This is a genomic window from Bacillota bacterium, assembly GCA_018818595.1.
Classification (GTDB): Bacteria; Bacillota_I; Bacilli_A; order Izemoplasmatales; family Hujiaoplasmataceae; genus JAHIRM01.
The window spans coordinates 16,644-35,711 of sequence record JAHIRM010000049.1; the positions used below are offsets into that span (position 1 = coordinate 16,644).

Genomic DNA, 19,068 nt, shown 5'->3' on the forward strand with positions numbered 1-19,068 from the left:
GGTGTTTTTATTATTTGCTAATTTAAAGAAGCGTTTTTACACATTGTTATAAAATATTCGTGAATTGTTGTATCATCAGTTAATTCAGGATGAAAAGCTGTTGCTAATTGATTGTTTTGTCTTGCAGCAACAATTAATCCATTAACGGTAGATAATATCGTTACATCTGGTGAAACTGACTCAATGTATGGCGCTCTAATGAAAATCATTGGAATGGTTTTGCCTTCAAATAGATCAAACGCTTTAAAACTGCCAAGTTGTCTTCCAAATGCATTTCGTTTTACCGTGACATGCATTGTTTTAAATACAGTTCTTTCATCATTTGAGATTTCATTTGCTAGTAATAATAAGCCTGCACAAGTGCCAAATACAGGCAATCCAGCTTGAATCAAATCAAAAAGTTTATCAAAAAGTTGTAAATCAGTTATCAATTTTTTCATAACGGTGCTTTCGCCACCCGGTAAAATTAAACCATCCATTTTTGTGTCTAAATCTTTTCGTTGTCTAATTTCAAAATGAGATATGTTAAGTTTGTCAAGTGTGTCAGCGTGTTCTTTAAATGCTCCTTGAACAGCAAGTATTCCGATTTTCATGCATTATTCTCCTCTGTTTGCCATTAATAATGCAATTTCGCTTTCGTTGATACCAACCATTGCTTCTCCAATGTCTTCAGATAAAGAAGCAAGAAGTTTAGCGTCGTTAAAGTTGGTTACCGCTTGAACGATAGCACGTGCTCTTTTGGCAGGATTTCCAGATTTAAAGATTCCTGATCCCACAAAGACACCTTCAGCACCTAGTTTCATCATTAAAGCAGCATCAGCAGGAGTTGCAATTCCGCCTGCAGCAAAGTTTACAACAGGAAGTTTTCCGAATTCATGAACATATTTTAATAAGTGAATAGGAACTTGTAATTCTTTTGCGGCATTAAATAATTCGTCTTCTCTTAAAGAAGAAATTCTTCTCATTTCACTTTGAATTAAACGCATATGTCTTACTGCTTGAATGATATCACCGGTTCCAGGTTCGCCTTTTGTACGAATCATAGAAGCCCCTTCATCAATTCGTCTTAAAGCCTCTCCTAAATTCTTCGCTCCACAAACAAATGGAACATTGAAATTCGTTTTATCAATATGATAAATATCATCTGCAGGAGATAACACTTCGGATTCATCGATGTAATCAATTTCAAGGGCTTCCAGAATTTCCGCTTCAACAAAATGTCCAATTCGAACTTTTGCCATGACAGGAATGGACACAGCAGCTTGAATTTCTTTAATGAGTTTTGGATCACTCATTCTAGATACTCCTCCAACTTTTCGGATATCTGCTGGGATTCTTTCTAAAGCCATAACTGCACAAGCTCCAGCTTCTTCAGCAATTTTAGCTTGTTGTGCTGAAGTAACGTCCATAATTACTCCGCCTTTTAACATTTGAGCAAGTTCTTTGTTTAGTTCATAACGTTTATTATCCATAATTCTTTCTCCTTTGATATTGACAATTTGTCATTAATTGATTATATTATAGATGAAACTGATATTAAGTAAATACTCAGTTTGCATTATTTTAATAAGGTCAGTTTGGAGAAAATATGATAACAATCTTTTTTAACAGAGAATCAAAAATTCCGATGTATGAACAGCTGTACCGTTATATCAAAAAACTAATTCATTTAAATGAATTGTTTGCCAATGAAAAAATGCCTTCTAAAAGGAAACTAGCAACGCATTTAAAAATTAGTCAAGTGACTGTTGAGTCTGCTTATCAACAATTACTCGCTGAAGGATATTTGCGTTCCATCCCAAAAAGCGGATTTTATGTAGAACCATCTGTGCATCATTTTTTTGATGATCATAGCCAACCTAAAGAGGAAACAACCTCACAAAAGCCAAAAAAGGAAATATATCTTTATGATTTTAAAACGAATGTAGTTGATTCAAGAAATTCACCTTATAATTCTTGGGTGAAACTTGAAAAAGAAGTTGTATTAGAAACTCAAATTGATTTAATAAATCAAATGGATTCTCAAGGAGTGAAGCCTTTAAGAGAACAAATTGCTTCCTATTTGTATCAATTTAGAGGAATCAAAACAACGCCTGATCGGATAATTGTAGGAGCAGGTTCAGAATTTCTGATTGGACTTTTGATTTTAATTTTAGGAAAAGAAAGTGAATATGCACTAGAAGATCCTGGTTACACAAAAATTCAAAAGTTATATCAAGCATATGGAGCGAAAACAAATTATATTTTTCTAGATGAACAAGGATTTAGTTTGGAATTACTAAAACAAACAAAAGCTAACATTATTCACGTGTCACCAAGTCATCAATTTCCTTCTGGAAAAGTCATTCCCATTGCAAGAAGAATTGCGCTTTTAAAATGGGCTCAAGAAAAAGACAACCGATATATTATTGAAGATGATTATGATAGTGAATTTCGTTTCTCAGGAAATCCAATTCCTGCGATGCAAGGGTTAGATTATAATGGGAAAGTGATTTATTTAAACTCGTTTTCAAAGAGCATAGCTCCAACATTACGAATTAGTTTTATGGTCTTGCCAGAATCCTTATTGCATGAGTACAACACAAAGTTTAAATTCATTTCAAATACAGTGCCAGTTTTGAATCAACTTATCTTAAGTCGTTTTATTGAAAAAGGGTTATTTGAGCGACATTTAAATAAAATGAAAGGAATTTACAAAGAAAAAAGAAATACTTTTATTGAATTGATTAAACATAGTAAATTTGGGCCAGTTTGCAAAGTAATTGGAGAAGAAGCAGGCCTTCATTTTTTACTGGAATTTCCCAATAATGTATCGGAAGAATGGCTTATTGAACGTGCGAAAAAAGAAAAAATTCGTATTTATGGATTAAAAGAATATTTTAATTGTAAAACCAATCGACCGGAATTTCCAGCAATTGTCATGGGTTACTCTAATTTTCTTGAAAATGACTTTATCAGTGCAATTAAACTTTTAGAAAGGGCGTGGAAAAAAACGTATGAAATCATTTAAATTAATTAAATTAAATGAGCAACATAAAGAGAAATATCTAGAGTATGTCAAAGACTGGAAAGACGAAAAAATGTCTCCATTTACTTCTAGAATGTTTGGGTTGCCTTTTGAAACGTATTTAGAACTTTTAGAAAAACAAGAAAACATAGAAACGGTAAAAATAGGATATATGCCGTCTTCAACGTTTGTTTTTGTTGACGAAGAGGAAGAAATTTATGGTGTTGTAAACATCAGGCATCAATTAAATGAGTTGCTAACCAATATAGGAGGGCATATAGGATACGGGATTAAACCATCAAAACGAAGATTAGGTTATGCTAAAATCATGTTAAATTTAGCACTTCTTGAAGCGAAAAATAGAGGGATTGACAAAGCACTACTTATTTGCAATAAAGATAATTTGCCTTCCAAAAAAACAATTGAAAGATGTGGGGGTCTTTTTGAGAATGAGTTTATAGAAGAAAACAAAAATGTAGTTTTAAGATATTGGATTGAAGTTAAATAGTCTTTATTAATTTTTTATATCATGGTAAAATAAGAAATGTCTATTTTTATACTATAAGTAAAATTTTAAAGGAACTGAGGGATAACATGAATGTAATTGAAATCAAAGAGCTAAATAAATACTATGGAACTTCTCGAGGATTAGAAGAAGCTACATTTGAAGTACAAGAAGGGGAAATCTTTGGTTTTGTGGGGCCTAATGGAGCTGGGAAAACTACCTTGATTCGCGTATTACTTGGCTTAATTCAAAAATCAAAAGGATATGCAAGTATTTTTGGAGAAGAAATAAATGAAGAATCTTGGCAAATAAATGATGATATTGGTTATCTTCCAAGTGAAGCTTTTTTCTTTCCAGAAATGAAGGTAATGGAAGTATTAACCTTCTATAAAAACATGAGAAAAGTTTCAGATTCAAAAATGCTTGAATTAATCGATTTATTTGATTTAGATATTAATAAAATAGTAAGTCAACTCTCTTTTGGAAATAAAAAGAAATTAGGAATAGTAGTTGCATTACTACACGAACCTAAATTACTTATTTTAGATGAACCAACTACAGGCCTTGATCCACTCATGCAACAAACATTTCTTAACTTTTTACTTGAAGAAAAGAAAAAAGGAGTTACCGTTTTTTTATCCAGTCATGTATTAAGTGAAGTTGAAAAAGTTTGTGATAGAGTCGCTTTGATTCGTGATGGTGTTGTTAGTTTTATTTTCAAAATGAGTGAAATCAATATAAAAGAACATAAAAAGATAATTTTATCTCCTCCAATGTTAGATCAAAACATTCCTGGATTGATTTTAACCAAAACAATTGATAATGAAGCTTTTTACGATTACGAAGGTAACATCAATACGTTGATTCAAAGTGTTGGTCTTCAGTCTTTTCAAAATATTACCATTCGCGATGCTTCCTTAGAAGAAATTGTATTAAAATACTACAAGAAGGAGTTGGAATAAATGAAATTTTTTAACAAAACTCTTTTTGGTTTAGAAATTAAGCGAAGTTTAAAAGGTCTTTTAGTTTGGTCTTTTAGTTTAGCGATAACGATGTATTTGGTCATTATTCTATTTCCAATGGTAAAAGATATGTATGCTGCAATTCCAGAGGAATTTTACGATATAATGAATAGTTTTGGTGGTCTGCCAGATACCATTATGGAGTATTTTGCAACAGAAGGTGCTATGATGCTTCAAATATTTGGAGCTTTGTTTGCGGTGCTAGAAGGCTTTAATGCGATTTACAAAGATGAAAAAGAAAAAACAGTTGAAAGTCTCTATTCACTTCCTTATCCAAGAAGCACATTTTACTTTACGAAATTGATTAAAATTACGTTTAATATCGTAGTTTTCTCTCTTATTAACACTTTATTTTGTGTAATTGGATTTATAACGGTAAAAGAATCCATTGATGTTGGACTATTTGTAATCTTTTCAGTTTTAAATACAGTTATGTTTTTAATAATAGGTTATCTTGGTTTTGTCTTAGCTTGTTTCTTAAAATCAAGTTCCAAAAATATGATAGCCATTGCCATCCCATTTCCGTTTTACATCATTTCAGTCATTTCATTTATGACCAACAATGAATGGTTAAAGAAGCTACAATATATTACGCCTTTTACTTTTTCGAATCCCATAGAGATTTTGAAAAACGACTTCTCGTTTGAATGGATTAGTTTTGTGGTTTTTGTCGGATTAACAATCGTTGGGCTTGTCGTTTCTTATACATTATTTAAAAAACGAGAGTTCATTGTATAAAGGATTGATAAGCATTTGTCTTGAGAATCCTCTTTATTATTTGAATTTAATTTTACACAAACATAAAGGACTTCGGTCCTTTTTATTTTTCGAAAAATAGGTCTTTTCTATGAAAGCGCTTTATGTTATTATAGTAGTTGTGAAAGTGGTGAGAACATGAGGATTGAAAAACATCCAATTTTAGATTTTTCGCCTAAAAAACAAATTTCTTTTCTTTTTAACGGTAAAAGTATATTTGGTTTTGAAGGCGATACGATTGCTTCCGCATTACATGCATTAGGAATTAAAGTGCTTAGTAAAAGTATAAAAGAACTAAGACCTAGAGGCTTTTACTGCGCCATTGGAAATTGCGGATCTTGCTTTATGAGAGTCAATAATGTTCCAAACGTTAAGACGTGTATTACGTTATTAGAAGAAGGCATGATTGTTGAAAGTCAAGAAGGGCTTGGTGCCTTAAAATGATTGAAAAAGATTTGATTGTCATTGGCGGAGGACCAGCAGGATTATCTGCCGCAAAAACCGCTCTTGAAGCTGGGTGTAAAGTGCTTATTATTGAAAGAAATTTTTCGCTTGGTGGTCAACTTGAAAAACAAACGCATAAGTTTTTTGGATCTGAAAAACAATTTGCTAAAACAAGAGGATTGGATATTGCGAAAAAACTAATTGTGGCTATTAATCAGTATCCAAATCAATTAGAAGTTTTACTAAATACGACAGTTGTTGGACTTTATAAAGATTATGTTGTAACAACAATCCATAATGATATTTATAAGAAATATCATGCCAAATCTATCATCATTGCAACAGGAGCATCTGAAAAAGTCTTAGCGTTTGAAAATAATGATTTGCCTGGAATTTATGGGGCAGGAGCTGTTCAAACTTTAATGAATTTAAATGGCGTTTTACCTGGTAAAGAAATCGTAATGGTTGGAAGCGGAAATATTGGGTTAATCGTGTCCTATCAATTGATTCAAGCTGGTGTGAAAGTCAAAGCTTTACTTGAAGCTTCTCCATCGATTGGAGGGTATTTAGTCCATGCATCTAAACTAAAACGTTTAGGGGTTCCTATTTTTTGTCAAACGACTATCAAAAGAGCAGAAGGAAATCAATGCTTGGAAAAAATCATAACGACAAAATTAAATGATTCATGGGAGGAAATTCCTAATACTACTTCAGAAATCACATGTGATGCATTATGTATTTCTGTTGGATTATCACCACTTCATCAACTGTTATCTATGGCAGACATAAAAATGAAATTTGTACCTGAATTAGGAGGACTTGTTCCTCGTATCAATAAAGATCATGAAACAAGCATGAAAAATGTGTTTGTTTGTGGAGACGTTACTGGAGTTGAAGAAGCAAGTAGTGCTATTGTTGAAGGAGCTTTAACTGGATTAATTGTTTCAAAACAACTAGGATATATTCATCCATTGTTTCACAGTTTATATGAAGATTTGCATCTTCAATTAGATAATTTGCGTAGTGGCCTCTTTGGTAAAAAAACCAGGATAGGACTAATTAAACTAGAGGAGAATAATCATGCTTACTAAAACAGGCATTCCAACAAAAGAAGATCTCCTTTCTAAGTTTCCAAGTCAAAGCGCACTTTTAAAGCCGAAAGCTCTTTTAGAATGTTATCAAGATATTCCTTGTAATCCTTGTGAGACGAGTTGTCCTTTCCATGCGATAACCATTGGAAAAGACATTAATCTACAACCTGTTTTAAATGAAAAATTATGTACTGGTTGTGGAATTTGCATCTCGAGTTGTCCTGGACTTGCCATAATGGTTGTTCAAATTCTAAAAGATTCCTTGCAATTTAAAATACCTTACGAATTTCTACCTATTCCTAAAAAAGGCCAAATCTGGCATGCATTAAATCGGGCTGGTCAAGTAATAGGAGATGCGTTAATCTTAAGTGTGATCCTTACTTCAAAACAAGATAAAACAGCTTTAGTTACAGTAAGTGTTGAAAAGAAGAATCTATATGAATTTGTTACGATAAGGTGTCCAAATGAAAACTAAAGATATTATAATGTGCCGATGTGAAGACGTCACTTTAGATGAAATTCAAACATTATTACAGGAAGGTTATACAACATTTGAAGATTTAAAAAGACAATTACGAATTGGAATGGGTCCTTGTCAAGGTCAAACTTGCGGTGAAATCATTCAACGAGAAATTGCTAAATTTTTGCATAAAGCACCACAAGAAGTATTTACTCAAAAAACAAGACCTCTTACAACGGGAGTTAAACTAAAATCAATTGTGGAGGCTCTTAAAAATGAAAGCTGAAATTGTTATTATTGGCGCTGGAATCAGCGGAGTTAGCATTGCTTATAATTTAGCAGCCAAAGGTGTAAAAGATATCATTGTAATTGACCAAGGATATTTAACAATGGGTTCAACAGGGAGATGTGGGGCAGGAGTTCGACAACAATGGGGAACCAAAGCAAATTGTATTTTAGCAAAAAAAAGCATTGAGTTTTTTGAAAATGCAAAAGAAATTTTAGAATATGATAAAGATATCGAGTTTAAACAAGAAGGTTACTTAATTCTTGCTAGCACCAAAGAAGAAGACTTACAATTTACTGAAAATGTAACTTTACAACAACGTGTTGGCATTCCTTCAGTAAAAGTGTCAAAAGAAGAAGCGCTAAAGATAGTTCCTCATTTAAATACAGAAGCTTTTATTAGTGCCACGTTTTGCAAAACAGATGGTCATTTAAATCCTTTTAAAATGACAGATGCTTATTTTCAAGCTGCCAAGAAACTTGGAGTAACATTTTTCTTTTTTGAACAAGTAAAAGAAATCATTGTAATTGACAATAAAATCACTAAAGTTGTCACTGATAAACGAGAAATTGAAACATCAAAAGTATGTAACGCTGCAGGTGGATATGCTAAAGAAATAGGAGATATGGTTAAAATTGATATTCCTGTTTATTCTGAGAATCATGAAATACTTGTGACAGAACCGATTGAGAGAATTCAAGGACCAATGGTGATGAGCTTTTCTAAAAATATCTATTGTCAACAAGTACCACATGGAAGTTTCATCATGGGAAGATCAAATCCTTTTGAACCAAAAGGACATAACACGAGTTCTTCATGGCAATTTTTAGATGAAATGGCAAAAACAGTATGTCATATATTGCCCATTATCGGAGATTTAAGAGTGATTAGACAATGGGGAGGATCGTATAATATTTCTCCTGATAGGCAACCAATCATAAGTGATACACCCCAATTAGAAGGATTTTATATGGCATGTGGATTTTCAGGACATGGGTTTATGTTTGCTCCTATGACAGGAATACTACTATCTGAAATTATACTAAAACAAAAAACAACGTTAGATGTAACTGATTTAAGCATTAACCGATTTGCATTAAATAATCCAACTGATTACGAACAATCAGTGGTATAAAGAAAGGGATGATTCATTTGGCAATGTATGATTATGTAACAGAACCTTTAACAGATTTTTCAAATCCACTTGTAATTGAAAAATACAAGGAGGCTCTAAAATTAGTTGAAAGTTATTTAGGTAAGACATATCCTTTAATCATTGGAGGAGAAAAAGTTTTCACTAAAGTAACGTATACTTCTTTAAACCCTGCCAATCATTTGCAAGTGATTGGGCAAATTTGTCAAGCAGGAGTGAAAGAAGCCGATGAAGCAATGAAGGCAGCATTAAATGCTTTTGAAATCTGGAAAAAAGTATCTCCTAAAATCAGAAGCGATGTTTTATTTAAAGCAGCAGCTATTTTACGTAGAAGAAAATTTGAGTTTAGTGCTCTTATGACCCTTGAAGCAGGAAAACCCTGGCCAGAAGCAGATGCTGATACTGCAGAAGCCATTGATTTTTTAGAATATTATGGAAGACAAATGTTATCAATGGATCGAATTGATGATGTCGTTTTAAGCAGAAGAAACATTGAAAGAAACGAATACAAGTATATTCCACTAGGTGTTGGAGCAATTATAACTCCTTGGAATTTTCCACTTGCAATTCTAACGGGTATGACATCAGCTGCCATTGTCAGTGGAAACTGTGTTATCTTAAAACCAGCCATGACTACTCAAGTCATTGGTTATAAATTTCAAGAAGTATTAATTGAAGCTGGCTTGCCAGAGGGTGTACTCAATTTTCTTCCAGGAAGAGGTTCTGAAATTGGAGATTATCTTGTCAAACATCCCAAGACTAGATTTATCTCTTTTACTGGATCAAAAGAAGTAGGACAATCAATCTACGAAAATGCAGCTAAAGTGAACAAAGGACAAATTTGGTTAAAAAGGGTAATCGCTGAAATGGGCGGAAAAGATGCAATACTAGTTGATAGTGATGTTGACTGTGATTTTGCAGCGGATGCCATTGTAAAATCTGCATTTGGTTTTAGTGGCCAAAAGTGTAGTGCTTGTTCAAGAGCAATCATTCATCAAGATGTTTATGAAGAGGTTGTTAAAAAAATCATTGAAATAACAAACAAAATTCAAATGGGAGATCCAACCGATTATTCCAATAATATGGGTCCTGTCAACGATGGAAAAGCATTTGAAAGCATATCTCAATACATCGAAATCGGAAAAAAAGAAGGCAAATTAGTAGCTGGTGGAAAGACATATCAAAAAATTGGATGGTTCATTGAACCAACGGTTTTTATTGATTTAGACCCTATGGCAAGAATCATGCAAGAAGAAATTTTCGGACCTGTTCTTTCTGTTTGTAAGGTAAAATCATTTGAAGAAGGAATTGAAGTGGCTAATAATACAGAATTTGGATTGACCGGAGCTGTTCTTTCAAATAATCGCATGCATTTAGAAATGGCACGAGATGATTTTCATGTAGGAAATTTATACTTAAACCGTAAATGTACTGGTGCAATCGTTGGATATCAACCTTTTGGTGGTTTCAACATGAGTGGTACCGATTCAAAAGCTGGGGGACCAGATTATTTAGTACTACATATGCAAGGGAAATCAATTTCAGAAGCTCTATGATGATTAAACATCACATTTTTGTGGTGTTTTCTTTCGTAAATTAGATGAATATATCATCCTAAAATATATAAAGGTAGGTAAAATTTATGAAGTTAGATGAATTAAAAGCATTGTATGAAAGAAATCATTTGCCCGAAGTAGATTATCTATTTGCTGAAAAAATAATTTTGAATTTTCAATTATTTTTAGATGAACTACATCAAAATCTTTTCATTGATGAAATTGATTCAAATTATTTGGATCAATACATTGCGTTGTTATTAGAAAACAACTCTTCCACGGTGGAAGCATTTATCGTTTTACTTAGATATTATAGAGTCGCAAAAAGAAATGATTTATTTATTCATCTTACAAGATATACAGGTGGAATAGATGTAATCGAACAAATTCTTAAAAGACTCGAAAGATTATCTGGAAAAGAATTGATGGAAAAAATCATGGAAGGATTACCTATTCCAAAACTTGGAACACATCCAAAACGAATTCCTTTTTTTACTCAGGAATTTGTAAAGAGGCTTGAAAAGGATTTTTCTCAAGAACAAGTTGAACAAATCTTGACAGGAAATAACCATGATGTTTCAAAAGAAGCAATATTACCTGAGAAAATTGAATACGAAAATGCTCCATCTCTAGAAGTGTATTTAAAAGAAAGACATCTTCGAAAAGTAAAAGAATTACAAGCACACTGTGATGAACGTAAAGTATGGTTTGAACAAGACATTACACAAGAAGTAGTAGATTTTGTAGCCAAGGATCAAGAGTTACTATCAGCAATCTTAAAAGACAATAAATTGTATATGACCAAAATTCCTTATGATACAGTGTCTTATTTAAATGCCAATTCATCAGAAGAAAAAAGGTATTTTGCATGTCACTGTCCATTTGCTAGAGAATCCATTAAACAAAAAGAAGTTCATATTTCAAAAAACTGGTGTTATTGTAGTGCAGGATTTGAAAAATTTCCTTTTGAAGTGATACTAGATCAAAAATTAAAAATTAAGTGTTTGAAATCGGCATTAGATCCAAAGGATACTGTTTGTCGTTTTGAAGTATCACTTGAAGGGATTAAATACAAAAAATAATGTAAATCGAAATTTGAGAATGAAGAAAAAAAGGAGAATCTTATATGAAAACATTTGATATAAAATCAATGATGCCAACTACTTTAGTTGCTGAAACCAATCTATTAAGAATTCTTCGCGAGAACAAATCAGAAAAGATGATTAAAATTATTCATGGATATGGGTCTACAGGTGTTGGAGGAACCATTAAAAACATGGTTCATAGAACATTAAAAAAGAAACAAAACTCAAATGAAATTAAAGCATTTATACCTGGAGAAGCTACGGTTTCTTTAATTGGGTATGATGAAATCATTCGGATGTATCGAAGCATATTGATTAAGGATTCAGACTTTAAAAAAGGCAATGATGGCATTACGTATGTCATCTTAAAATAACCAATAAAATAGGATACATTTTAGAATCAATGTAACCTTTCTCTTATTACAAAATCTCCGCTTTTTTTTCTTTGATTTTTAAAGCATAAGTGTTATAATATCGGTGTAAGCGTTTTCCAAATCTGGATGGAAAACCAAAATATAAAAGGAGGAACAAAATGAACAAGTTTGATTACATGGAGAAACACGGCTACGAACAAATCGTCTATTTTTACGACAAAACAACAGGGTTAAAAGGAATGACTTGTATTCACAATACAACCTTAGGACCTGCTTTAGGCGGAACCAGGCTATGGAATTATGAATGTGAAGAAGATGCAGCTTTAGATTGTTTACGTTTAGCAAGAGGAATGACTTATAAAGCAGCTGCAGCAGGATTAAATTTAGGTGGAGGAAAGACTGTTTTAATCGGTGATGCAAATGTTGTCAAAAACGAAGCCTATTTTAGAGCTTTAGGTCGATACGTTCAAAGTTTAAATGGACGCTATATTACCGCAGAAGATGTAAATACTTCAACAAAAGATATGGATTATGTTCATATGGAAACAGATTACGTAGTAGGACTTGAAGGAAAATCAGGAAATCCATCTCCATACACTGCATTAGGAGTTTTTTATGGAATCAAAGCATCTTTACAAGTTACCTTTGGAGATGATGATATCTCTAAATATACATTTGCTGTACAAGGAACAGGACAAACAGGATATTATTTAATTAATTTTTTACTTGAAGCAAAAGCAAAAAAAATCTACTTTACAGAAATCAATCCATCCCATATTTCAAGAATGAAAAAAGAACATCCAGAAGTTGAATTTGTTAAGCCAGAAGAAATCTTCTCATTGAATGTTGATGTATTTTCACCTTGTGCAATGGGTGCGCAATTAAACGATAATACGATTCCTCAAATTAAAGCTAAAATCGTTGCAGGTTCAGCAAATAACGTTTTAGAAGACGAAGAAAAACATGGATTAATGATTAAAGAAAGAGGCATTTTATACGCTCCTGACTTTGTTATCAATGCCGGTGGACTAATTAACGTATACCATGAACTTGTTATCTATAATGAAGAAAGATCAAAAAGAGACATTTCTAAAATTTATGACAGATTGATAGATATTTATTCCATTGCCAAAAAAGAAGACATTTCAACACATGCAGCTGCTAAACTTTTTGCAAAGAATAGAATCGAAACAATTAATAACGTTCATTCGAATTATATTAAAAGGTAATCTATGAAACGGATTACTTTTATTACGGGATATTATGGCTCAGGAAAAACCGAAATAGCGCTAAACTTAGCAATTCAAAAAAAGCTCAATGTACTAGTAGATCTTGATATTATTAATCCTTATTTTCGTAGTCGTGAATTAAAAACCTATTTGTTAGAATTTGGAATTGAAACCATTTCGTCTGATTTGAAAGATGGAATGTATGCAGATTTACCCTACATTTCAAAACGAGTCTTTCTTCCATTTCAAAACAAAGAATTAAGTGCTATCTATGATTTAGGTGGTAACGATTTAGGAGCGAAACTTCTACGTCAATTTGATAATACAAACAATGAAGAGGTTGATAATTTACTCATCATTAATGTATTCCGAGAAGAAACAAGTACAAAAGAGAAAATCATTCAATTAATACATGATATTGAAGAAGCAAGTGGATGGAAAATTACCGGCCTGATTCATAATTCAAATCTTTTAAAGGAAACCTCTATTGACGATATTTTATACGGTGAACAAATTGCAAAAGAGGTTGTAAAAGAGACCGGATTAAAGGTAATTTTTTCATGCATTTCAGATGATATTAATTTAGGTAAAAACTTATTAATTGGAGAACTATTACCAATTAAAATCTATTTAAGAAAAAAATGGTACTAAGGAGGAACACATGCCAAAAGGAAAAACAATATTTGATTATGAAAAATGCAAAGGATGTTTGTTATGTGTGGAATTTTGTCCACAACACATTCTTTACCAAGATAAAACAACCTTAAATAAAGCAGGATATAACATCATCAAAGTAAATGATATAGAAAAATGTACTGGTTGTGCATTTTGTGCAATGATGTGTCCCGATTCTGTTATTACAGTCGAGGTGAATAAATAATGGCTAAAATACTTATGAAAGGCAATGAAGCAATTGCCTTAGCAGCAATTAAAGGTGGAATCGATGCTTATTTTGGATATCCAATTACTCCTCAAAATGAAATTTCTGAATATTTATCCAAATATTTATTAAAAAACGGAAAAATCTTTTTACAAGCAGAGTCTGAAGTTGCGGCAATTAATATGGTATATGGAGCAGCAGGAGCAGGAGCTAGAGTTATGACTTCGTCTTCCTCACCCGGAATTGCTTTAAAGCAAGAAGGAATTTCTTATATTGCTGGTGCTGAATTACCATGTGTTATTATTTCTGTAATGCGCGGAGGACCTGGGCTTGGTGGAATTCAACCTTCACAAGCTGATTATTATCAAGCGACAAGAGGCGGAGGAAATGGAGACTATCAAGTTATCGTTTTCGCACCGGAAACCATTCAAGAAACCATAGATGTAGTCAAGGAATCATTTGACATTGCTGATTATTATCGCAATCCAGTTATGATTTTAGTCGATGGGTTAATTGGTCAAATGATGGAATCTGTCGATTTTGATAAAACTGTTAAAACTAGATTTATTCCTGAAAAAGATTATATTACAACAGGAACAGCAAATCATCTTGGAAGAAACATTGTGAATTCATTGTTTTTAGATCCAGTTGAATTAGAGCAACATAATTTTAAGCTACAAAAAAAGTATCAAAAAATTAAAAACAATGAAACAAAATTTGAACTAATTAATATGAGTCAACCAGAATACGTAATTGTTGCTTATGGAACCATGGCAAGAATTTGTCGTTCTGCGATAGAATTATTAAGTGAAGAAGGCATTAATGTAGGAATGATTCGACCTGTTTCATTATGGCCTTATCCTAAAGCAGCATTTAAAGAAATTAGTGAAGATTGTAAAGGCATACTTTGCTGTGAAATGAGCATGGGGCAAATGCTTGATGATGTTTTAATATCCAACAACGGTAAATTTGAAGTTGGATTCTTTGGGCGTGTTGGTGGAATGGTTCCTGAACCTGAGGAAGTTGTTCAAGCCATCAAAAATTTTAAGGATAAGGTGGTTAAATAATGGAAATCAAATATCAAAAATCAAAAGGCTTAACAGATAAACCATTAACATATTGTCCTGGATGTACTCATGGAATTATTCATAAATTAGTAGCAGAAGTATTAGAAGAACTTGATGTGTTAGGAAGTACTGTGGGTGTTGCAAGCGTAGGATGTTCTGTATTTTCTTATCAATTTTTTAATTGTGATATGCAACAAGCTCCTCATGGTAGAGCCTGTGCAGAGGCAACTGGAATCAAACGGGTTTTACCAGATAATATCGTTTTTACTTATCAAGGAGATGGAGACTTAGCATCTATTGGTATCGCAGAAACGATTCATGCAGCAAATCGCGGAGAAAACATCACAGTCATTTTTGTGAATAACGCAATTTATGGTATGACAGGTGGACAAATGGCTCCGACTACATTAATTGGCCAAAAAACTACAACTTCTCCATTTGGTAGAAGTCTAGAGGTTACAGGAGGTCCGATAAAAATTAGTGAAATCTTTTCACAAATTGATGGAGTTGCCTATCTAGAAAGAGTCGCAACGTATAATCCAAAACAAGTGATAAGAGCAAAAAAAGCCATTAAAAAAGCATTTACTTATCAAAAAGAAAAAAGAGGATTTACATTAATTGAAGTATTATCAACTTGTCCTGTAAACTGGGGAATGAAACCTGTTGATGCCCTTAAATGGGTTGAAGATGCGATGACGCCAGTATTTCCACTTAAAGTCTTTAAGGATAAAGGTGAAATCAATGAATGATTCTACGAATATTAAAGTAGCTGGATTTGGTGGACAAGGAGTCATGATGTTTGGTCAAATTTTAGCCTATAGTGCTACAAATGATGAATTATACGGACTTTGGTTTCCTTCTTATGGACCTGAAACAAGAGGAGGAACTGCAAATTGTTCTGTCATTATCTCTAAAAAAACGATTAATTCACCTGTGTTTCAAAAAGCAAATCATGTTATTGCCTTTAATGCACCATCCCTTGAAAAATTTAAAGATAAAATCAAAGAAAATGGTTTAATTTTATACAATTCTTCTTTAGTTAAAGAGCATATTTCATCAGATCAAGGTGTTTGCATAGGCGTACCAATTAATGATATTGCTGCTGAACTTGGCTCAATGCAAGTTGCCAACATGGTAATGATGGGGGCATATTTAGAACTTACTAATTTGTTTTCAGATCAAACCATTCAAAAAATATTACATAAATTTTTAGGCGAGAAAAAAGCTCATATGGTTGATATCAATATGGAAGCCATTCAAAGAGGTAAAGATTATATTAAAGACTCAGGAGTAACTTATGCTTAAAAATCTTGATGAATTAAGACATATCATTAAAGATGTAAAAAGAAAAAAAATGGCAGTAGTTTTTGCCCACGATGACGCAGTAATGAATGCAGTAAATGACGCATGCAAATTAAACATTATCGAACCAATTTTGATTGGAGATTCTGCGATTATTTCAAAGTATATTCAAGAACTTTCTCTTGAGCCTCCTTATCAAATCATTGAAGAACAAAACCCTGAAAGTGCTACTAAAATAGCACTTGATTTGGTGAACGCTGGTGAAGTTGAGTTAATTATGAAAGGGCTTATTGATACCAAAATTTTATTAAAAGGTGTCGTAAACAAAGAATACGGAATCCGAGAAGCCACACTTTTATCGCATGTAGGAATTGTAAGTTTTCCAACTCTTGATCGAGTTTTGTTTGCAACTGATGGAGCTATGAATATTGAACCGAATGTAGAAGAAAAAATTATGTTGGTTCAAAATGCTGTCTTTTTAGCTAAAAGATTAGGGTATCATTGTCCAAAAGTTGGAATGGTTTCTGCAGTAGAAAAAGTGAATCCAAAAATTAAATCTACCCTTGATGCCAAGGAAGTAGTAGACTACTTTAATAAAGATGCTAACAAAGGATTCTTAATTGATGGTCCATTTGCGATTGATAATCTTGTATCAATGGAATCTGTTCATCACAAAGGCATTGTTAGTGATGTTGCAGGTGTAGCTGATATTTTAGTTTTTCCTAATTTAGATGGTGGAAATATTTTTTATAAAACTTCTGTGTTTTTAGCTTCTGGGGATTCTGCAGGAATTATCATTGGAGCAAAAGTTCCCATTATACTTACAAGTCGAGCAGATTCAAGAATTTCAAAACTAAACTCAATCTTATTGGCGGTGGTGAATCAAGATGGATTACTTGCAATTAGTCATTAACCCAGGATCTACTTCAACAAAAGTAGCAATCTTTATTAACGATAAATTAATTCAAGAATCAAATCTAAAACATGATGTTCATGAGTTGAAAAAATTTCCAACGATTATTGATCAACTCAATTTTAGAAAGCAAATCATTACCAATTTTTTAACAGAATGCCGATATGCACCTGAGAACATCGATGTGTTTGTTGGAAGAGGAGGAATGCTTAAACCTTTGAAACATGGTGGAGCATACTTAATAACTGAAGAGATGCTTTCTGACTTAAAGACATGTAAATACGGGTCTCACGCATCAAATCTTGGAGCCTTGATTGCTTCTGATTTTGCAAAGCCTTTAAATAAGCCCGCCTATATAGTTGATCCAGTCTGTGTAGATGAAATTGATGATTTAGCTCGAGTTTCTGGATTAAAAGGCATTGAAAGAACCAGTGTGTTTCACGTGTTAAATCAAAGAGCTATCGCGAGAAAACATGCAAAATTTCTTGGAAAAGAATATTCAGATTTAAACTTAATTGTTTGCCATTTAGGTGGAGGAATTAGTGTTGGACTCCATAAAAAAGGTAAAGTGGTAGATGTAAATAATGCGTTAGGTGGAGATGGTCCTTTTTCTTCTGAACGTGCAGGAACCCTTCCAAGTTTTCCTTTAGTAGATATTTGTTTTTCTGGAATTTATTCGAAAGAACAAGTAAAAAAAATGCTTGTAGGTAATGGAGGATTGGTTTCTTATTTAGGAACTTCTAATGGCCTTGAAATAGATAAGCGAATTAAAGCTGGAGATGAAGAAGCTGAGTTCTATTTTAAAGCAATGGCTTATAGAGTTGTAAAGGAAATTGGTAGTTTATATTTCGTTGCCTCAGGAAAAATTGATGGAGTCGTTATAACTGGCGGGTTAGCTAACAATCAAATCTTTATTAACTATCTTAAAGACTATATACATCCTATCATTCCAATTTCTATCTATCCTGGTGAAGACGAAATGAGAGCTTTAGCAGAAGGGACTTTAAGAGTTCTACAAAATCAAGATATTACACAAGTATATTAAAAGACAACCTCTTTCAAATAGAGGTTGTCTTTTTCTTGTTTTTTTAAATTAGTGATATACTATTTATAAGGTTAATCCATTTACTGTTTTAGTAATTGATAAAAAATAAGGAGTACTTAGATGAAAATTATGTCTTTTAATGTAAGAATTAATGTTGAAGTAGATAAAATGAATTCTTGGGAGTATCGAAAAGATGAAGTTGCCAAATTCATTAATAAGGAACATCCCGATATTATAGGACTTCAAGAGCCAAATCTGGAAATGCTTGATTATTTAATGGATAAATTAACAAGATATCGGATGGTTGGACTACCACGCTCAAATAATGGAGAATTTACACCTATTTTGTACGACACCTTAAAGCTAACTCTTGTTTTTACTGAAACTTTTTGGTTATCAGATTCACCTAATAAAGAAAGTAGATTTGAAACGAGTTTCTACATTAGAATTGCCACATATGGGTTATTCAAAACAAACGAAGATAAATTCATAAGTGTAGTTAATACTCATCTTGATTATCAAAGTGAAGAAATTCAGTGTATGCAAATGAAAGTAATTCTTGATTATTTAAAACAAAAGACAATTTATCCACAAGTTATTATGGGAGATTTTAATGCCATTCCTTCTGCAAGCATTCATCAATTATTGCATGAAAACGAATTTAAAAGCATTTATCTTGGCGAACAATTACTTTGCAATACTTTTCATGGGTTTACTGGAATTACCAAGGGAGAACCCATTGATTACATTTATGTTTCAAAGCATTTAAAATCGATTCACTCCAAAATATTGGATCAAAAAAATACAGAGAATTATTTATCAGACCATTTTCCCGTTACAGTCGAAATAACGATTTGAAGAAGATATATTTAATTTATTTTTCTGTTTCCATT

At 32.5% G+C, this 19,068-nt stretch carries 23 protein-coding genes; 21 read left to right on the forward strand and 2 right to left on the reverse strand.

The genetic code is table 11. From position 1 onward, the window contains the following. Window positions 1-17: 17 nt before the first annotated feature. Both pdxT and pdxS read right to left on the reverse strand, forming a co-directional pair. The gene (gene pdxT / locus KJ971_07700; GenBank protein MBU1145714.1) at window positions 18-593 is read right to left on the reverse strand and encodes a pyridoxal 5'-phosphate synthase glutaminase subunit PdxT; all 576 of its coding nucleotides are present in this window, start codon (window positions 591-593) and stop codon (window positions 18-20) included. A 3-nt stretch (window positions 594-596) separates the two neighbouring features. After that, window positions 597-1,472 (reverse strand): pyridoxal 5'-phosphate synthase lyase subunit PdxS, encoded by an 876-nt coding sequence (gene pdxS, locus KJ971_07705; GenBank protein ID MBU1145715.1) that lies wholly within the window; start codon window positions 1,470-1,472, stop codon window positions 597-599. A gap of 116 nt (window positions 1,473-1,588) precedes the next feature. Here pdxS and KJ971_07710 point away from each other — a divergent pair, with 116 nt between their 5' ends. From KJ971_07710 to KJ971_07810, 21 genes are all read left to right on the forward strand, one after another. Then, window positions 1,589-3,010: a PLP-dependent aminotransferase family protein gene (locus KJ971_07710; protein MBU1145716.1), complete on the forward strand. Its 1,422-nt coding sequence runs from the start codon at window positions 1,589-1,591 to the stop codon at window positions 3,008-3,010. Continuing rightward, window positions 2,997-3,515, forward strand: coding sequence for a GNAT family N-acetyltransferase (locus KJ971_07715; protein ID MBU1145717.1), 519 nt, complete (start codon window positions 2,997-2,999; stop codon window positions 3,513-3,515). The genes KJ971_07710 and KJ971_07715 overlap by 14 nt, the downstream gene beginning before the upstream one ends. An 86-nt stretch (window positions 3,516-3,601) precedes the next feature. Further along, window positions 3,602-4,474 (forward strand): ABC transporter ATP-binding protein, encoded by an 873-nt coding sequence (locus tag KJ971_07720; protein ID MBU1145718.1) that lies wholly within the window; start codon window positions 3,602-3,604, stop codon window positions 4,472-4,474. Further along, a complete protein-coding gene (locus tag KJ971_07725) occupies window positions 4,475-5,272 on the forward strand; it encodes an ABC transporter permease (GenBank protein ID MBU1145719.1) in 798 nt (265 codons plus the stop codon). Between the two features lie 156 nt (window positions 5,273-5,428). Continuing rightward, window positions 5,429-5,734, forward strand: coding sequence for a (2Fe-2S)-binding protein (locus KJ971_07730; protein MBU1145720.1), 306 nt, complete (start codon window positions 5,429-5,431; stop codon window positions 5,732-5,734). Then, window positions 5,731-6,825, forward strand: coding sequence for an NAD(P)/FAD-dependent oxidoreductase (locus KJ971_07735; GenBank protein MBU1145721.1), 1,095 nt, complete (start codon window positions 5,731-5,733; stop codon window positions 6,823-6,825). The genes KJ971_07730 and KJ971_07735 overlap by 4 nt, the downstream gene beginning before the upstream one ends. Next, window positions 6,815-7,300 (forward strand): 4Fe-4S binding protein, encoded by a 486-nt coding sequence (locus KJ971_07740; GenBank protein ID MBU1145722.1) that lies wholly within the window; start codon window positions 6,815-6,817, stop codon window positions 7,298-7,300. Before KJ971_07735 ends, KJ971_07740 begins: the two co-directional genes overlap by 11 nt. Continuing rightward, on the forward strand, window positions 7,290-7,571 hold the full coding sequence (locus tag KJ971_07745; protein MBU1145723.1) for a (2Fe-2S)-binding protein: 282 nt from the start codon (window positions 7,290-7,292) through the stop codon (window positions 7,569-7,571). Before KJ971_07740 ends, KJ971_07745 begins: the two co-directional genes overlap by 11 nt. Beyond that, complete coding sequence (locus KJ971_07750) at window positions 7,561-8,706, forward strand: FAD-binding oxidoreductase (GenBank protein MBU1145724.1); 1,146 nt, start codon at window positions 7,561-7,563, stop codon at window positions 8,704-8,706. Before KJ971_07745 ends, KJ971_07750 begins: the two co-directional genes overlap by 11 nt. A 23-nt stretch (window positions 8,707-8,729) precedes the next feature. Further along, on the forward strand, window positions 8,730-10,280 hold the full coding sequence (pruA, locus tag KJ971_07755; GenBank protein ID MBU1145725.1) for an L-glutamate gamma-semialdehyde dehydrogenase: 1,551 nt from the start codon (window positions 8,730-8,732) through the stop codon (window positions 10,278-10,280). 86 nt (window positions 10,281-10,366) lie between these two features. Beyond that, window positions 10,367-11,362 carry a hypothetical protein gene (locus KJ971_07760; protein ID MBU1145726.1) on the forward strand — a complete coding sequence of 332 codons (996 nt, stop codon included), beginning with the start codon at window positions 10,367-10,369 and terminating at the stop codon, window positions 11,360-11,362. A gap of 44 nt (window positions 11,363-11,406) precedes the next feature. Next, the gene (locus KJ971_07765; GenBank protein ID MBU1145727.1) at window positions 11,407-11,739 is read left to right on the forward strand and encodes a Smr/MutS family protein; all 333 of its coding nucleotides are present in this window, start codon (window positions 11,407-11,409) and stop codon (window positions 11,737-11,739) included. A gap of 158 nt (window positions 11,740-11,897) precedes the next feature. After that, complete coding sequence (locus KJ971_07770; GenBank protein ID MBU1145728.1) at window positions 11,898-12,968, forward strand: leucine dehydrogenase; 1,071 nt, start codon at window positions 11,898-11,900, stop codon at window positions 12,966-12,968. A 3-nt stretch (window positions 12,969-12,971) separates the two neighbouring features. Beyond that, window positions 12,972-13,619 (forward strand): ATP-binding protein, encoded by a 648-nt coding sequence (locus KJ971_07775; GenBank protein ID MBU1145729.1) that lies wholly within the window; start codon window positions 12,972-12,974, stop codon window positions 13,617-13,619. A gap of 10 nt (window positions 13,620-13,629) precedes the next feature. Beyond that, on the forward strand, window positions 13,630-13,848 hold the full coding sequence (locus KJ971_07780; protein ID MBU1145730.1) for a 4Fe-4S binding protein: 219 nt from the start codon (window positions 13,630-13,632) through the stop codon (window positions 13,846-13,848). Then, window positions 13,848-14,915 (forward strand): 3-methyl-2-oxobutanoate dehydrogenase subunit VorB, encoded by a 1,068-nt coding sequence (locus KJ971_07785; protein MBU1145731.1) that lies wholly within the window; start codon window positions 13,848-13,850, stop codon window positions 14,913-14,915. Before KJ971_07780 ends, KJ971_07785 begins: the two co-directional genes overlap by 1 nt. Continuing rightward, the gene (locus KJ971_07790) at window positions 14,915-15,664 is read left to right on the forward strand and encodes an MFS transporter (protein MBU1145732.1); all 750 of its coding nucleotides are present in this window, start codon (window positions 14,915-14,917) and stop codon (window positions 15,662-15,664) included. Before KJ971_07785 ends, KJ971_07790 begins: the two co-directional genes overlap by 1 nt. Beyond that, window positions 15,657-16,220, forward strand: coding sequence for a 2-oxoacid:acceptor oxidoreductase family protein (locus KJ971_07795; GenBank protein MBU1145733.1), 564 nt, complete (start codon window positions 15,657-15,659; stop codon window positions 16,218-16,220). The genes KJ971_07790 and KJ971_07795 overlap by 8 nt, the downstream gene beginning before the upstream one ends. Continuing rightward, window positions 16,213-17,130, forward strand: a complete 918-nt coding sequence (locus KJ971_07800; GenBank protein ID MBU1145734.1) for a bifunctional enoyl-CoA hydratase/phosphate acetyltransferase — start codon at window positions 16,213-16,215, stop codon at window positions 17,128-17,130. Before KJ971_07795 ends, KJ971_07800 begins: the two co-directional genes overlap by 8 nt. Next, entirely contained in the window at window positions 17,099-18,175 is a 1,077-nt protein-coding gene (buk, locus tag KJ971_07805; protein MBU1145735.1) for a butyrate kinase, read from the forward strand. The genes KJ971_07800 and buk overlap by 32 nt, the downstream gene beginning before the upstream one ends. Before the next feature lie 120 nt (window positions 18,176-18,295). Beyond that, window positions 18,296-19,033, forward strand: a complete 738-nt coding sequence (locus KJ971_07810; protein MBU1145736.1) for an endonuclease/exonuclease/phosphatase family protein — start codon at window positions 18,296-18,298, stop codon at window positions 19,031-19,033. Window positions 19,034-19,068: the final 35 nt, after the last annotated feature.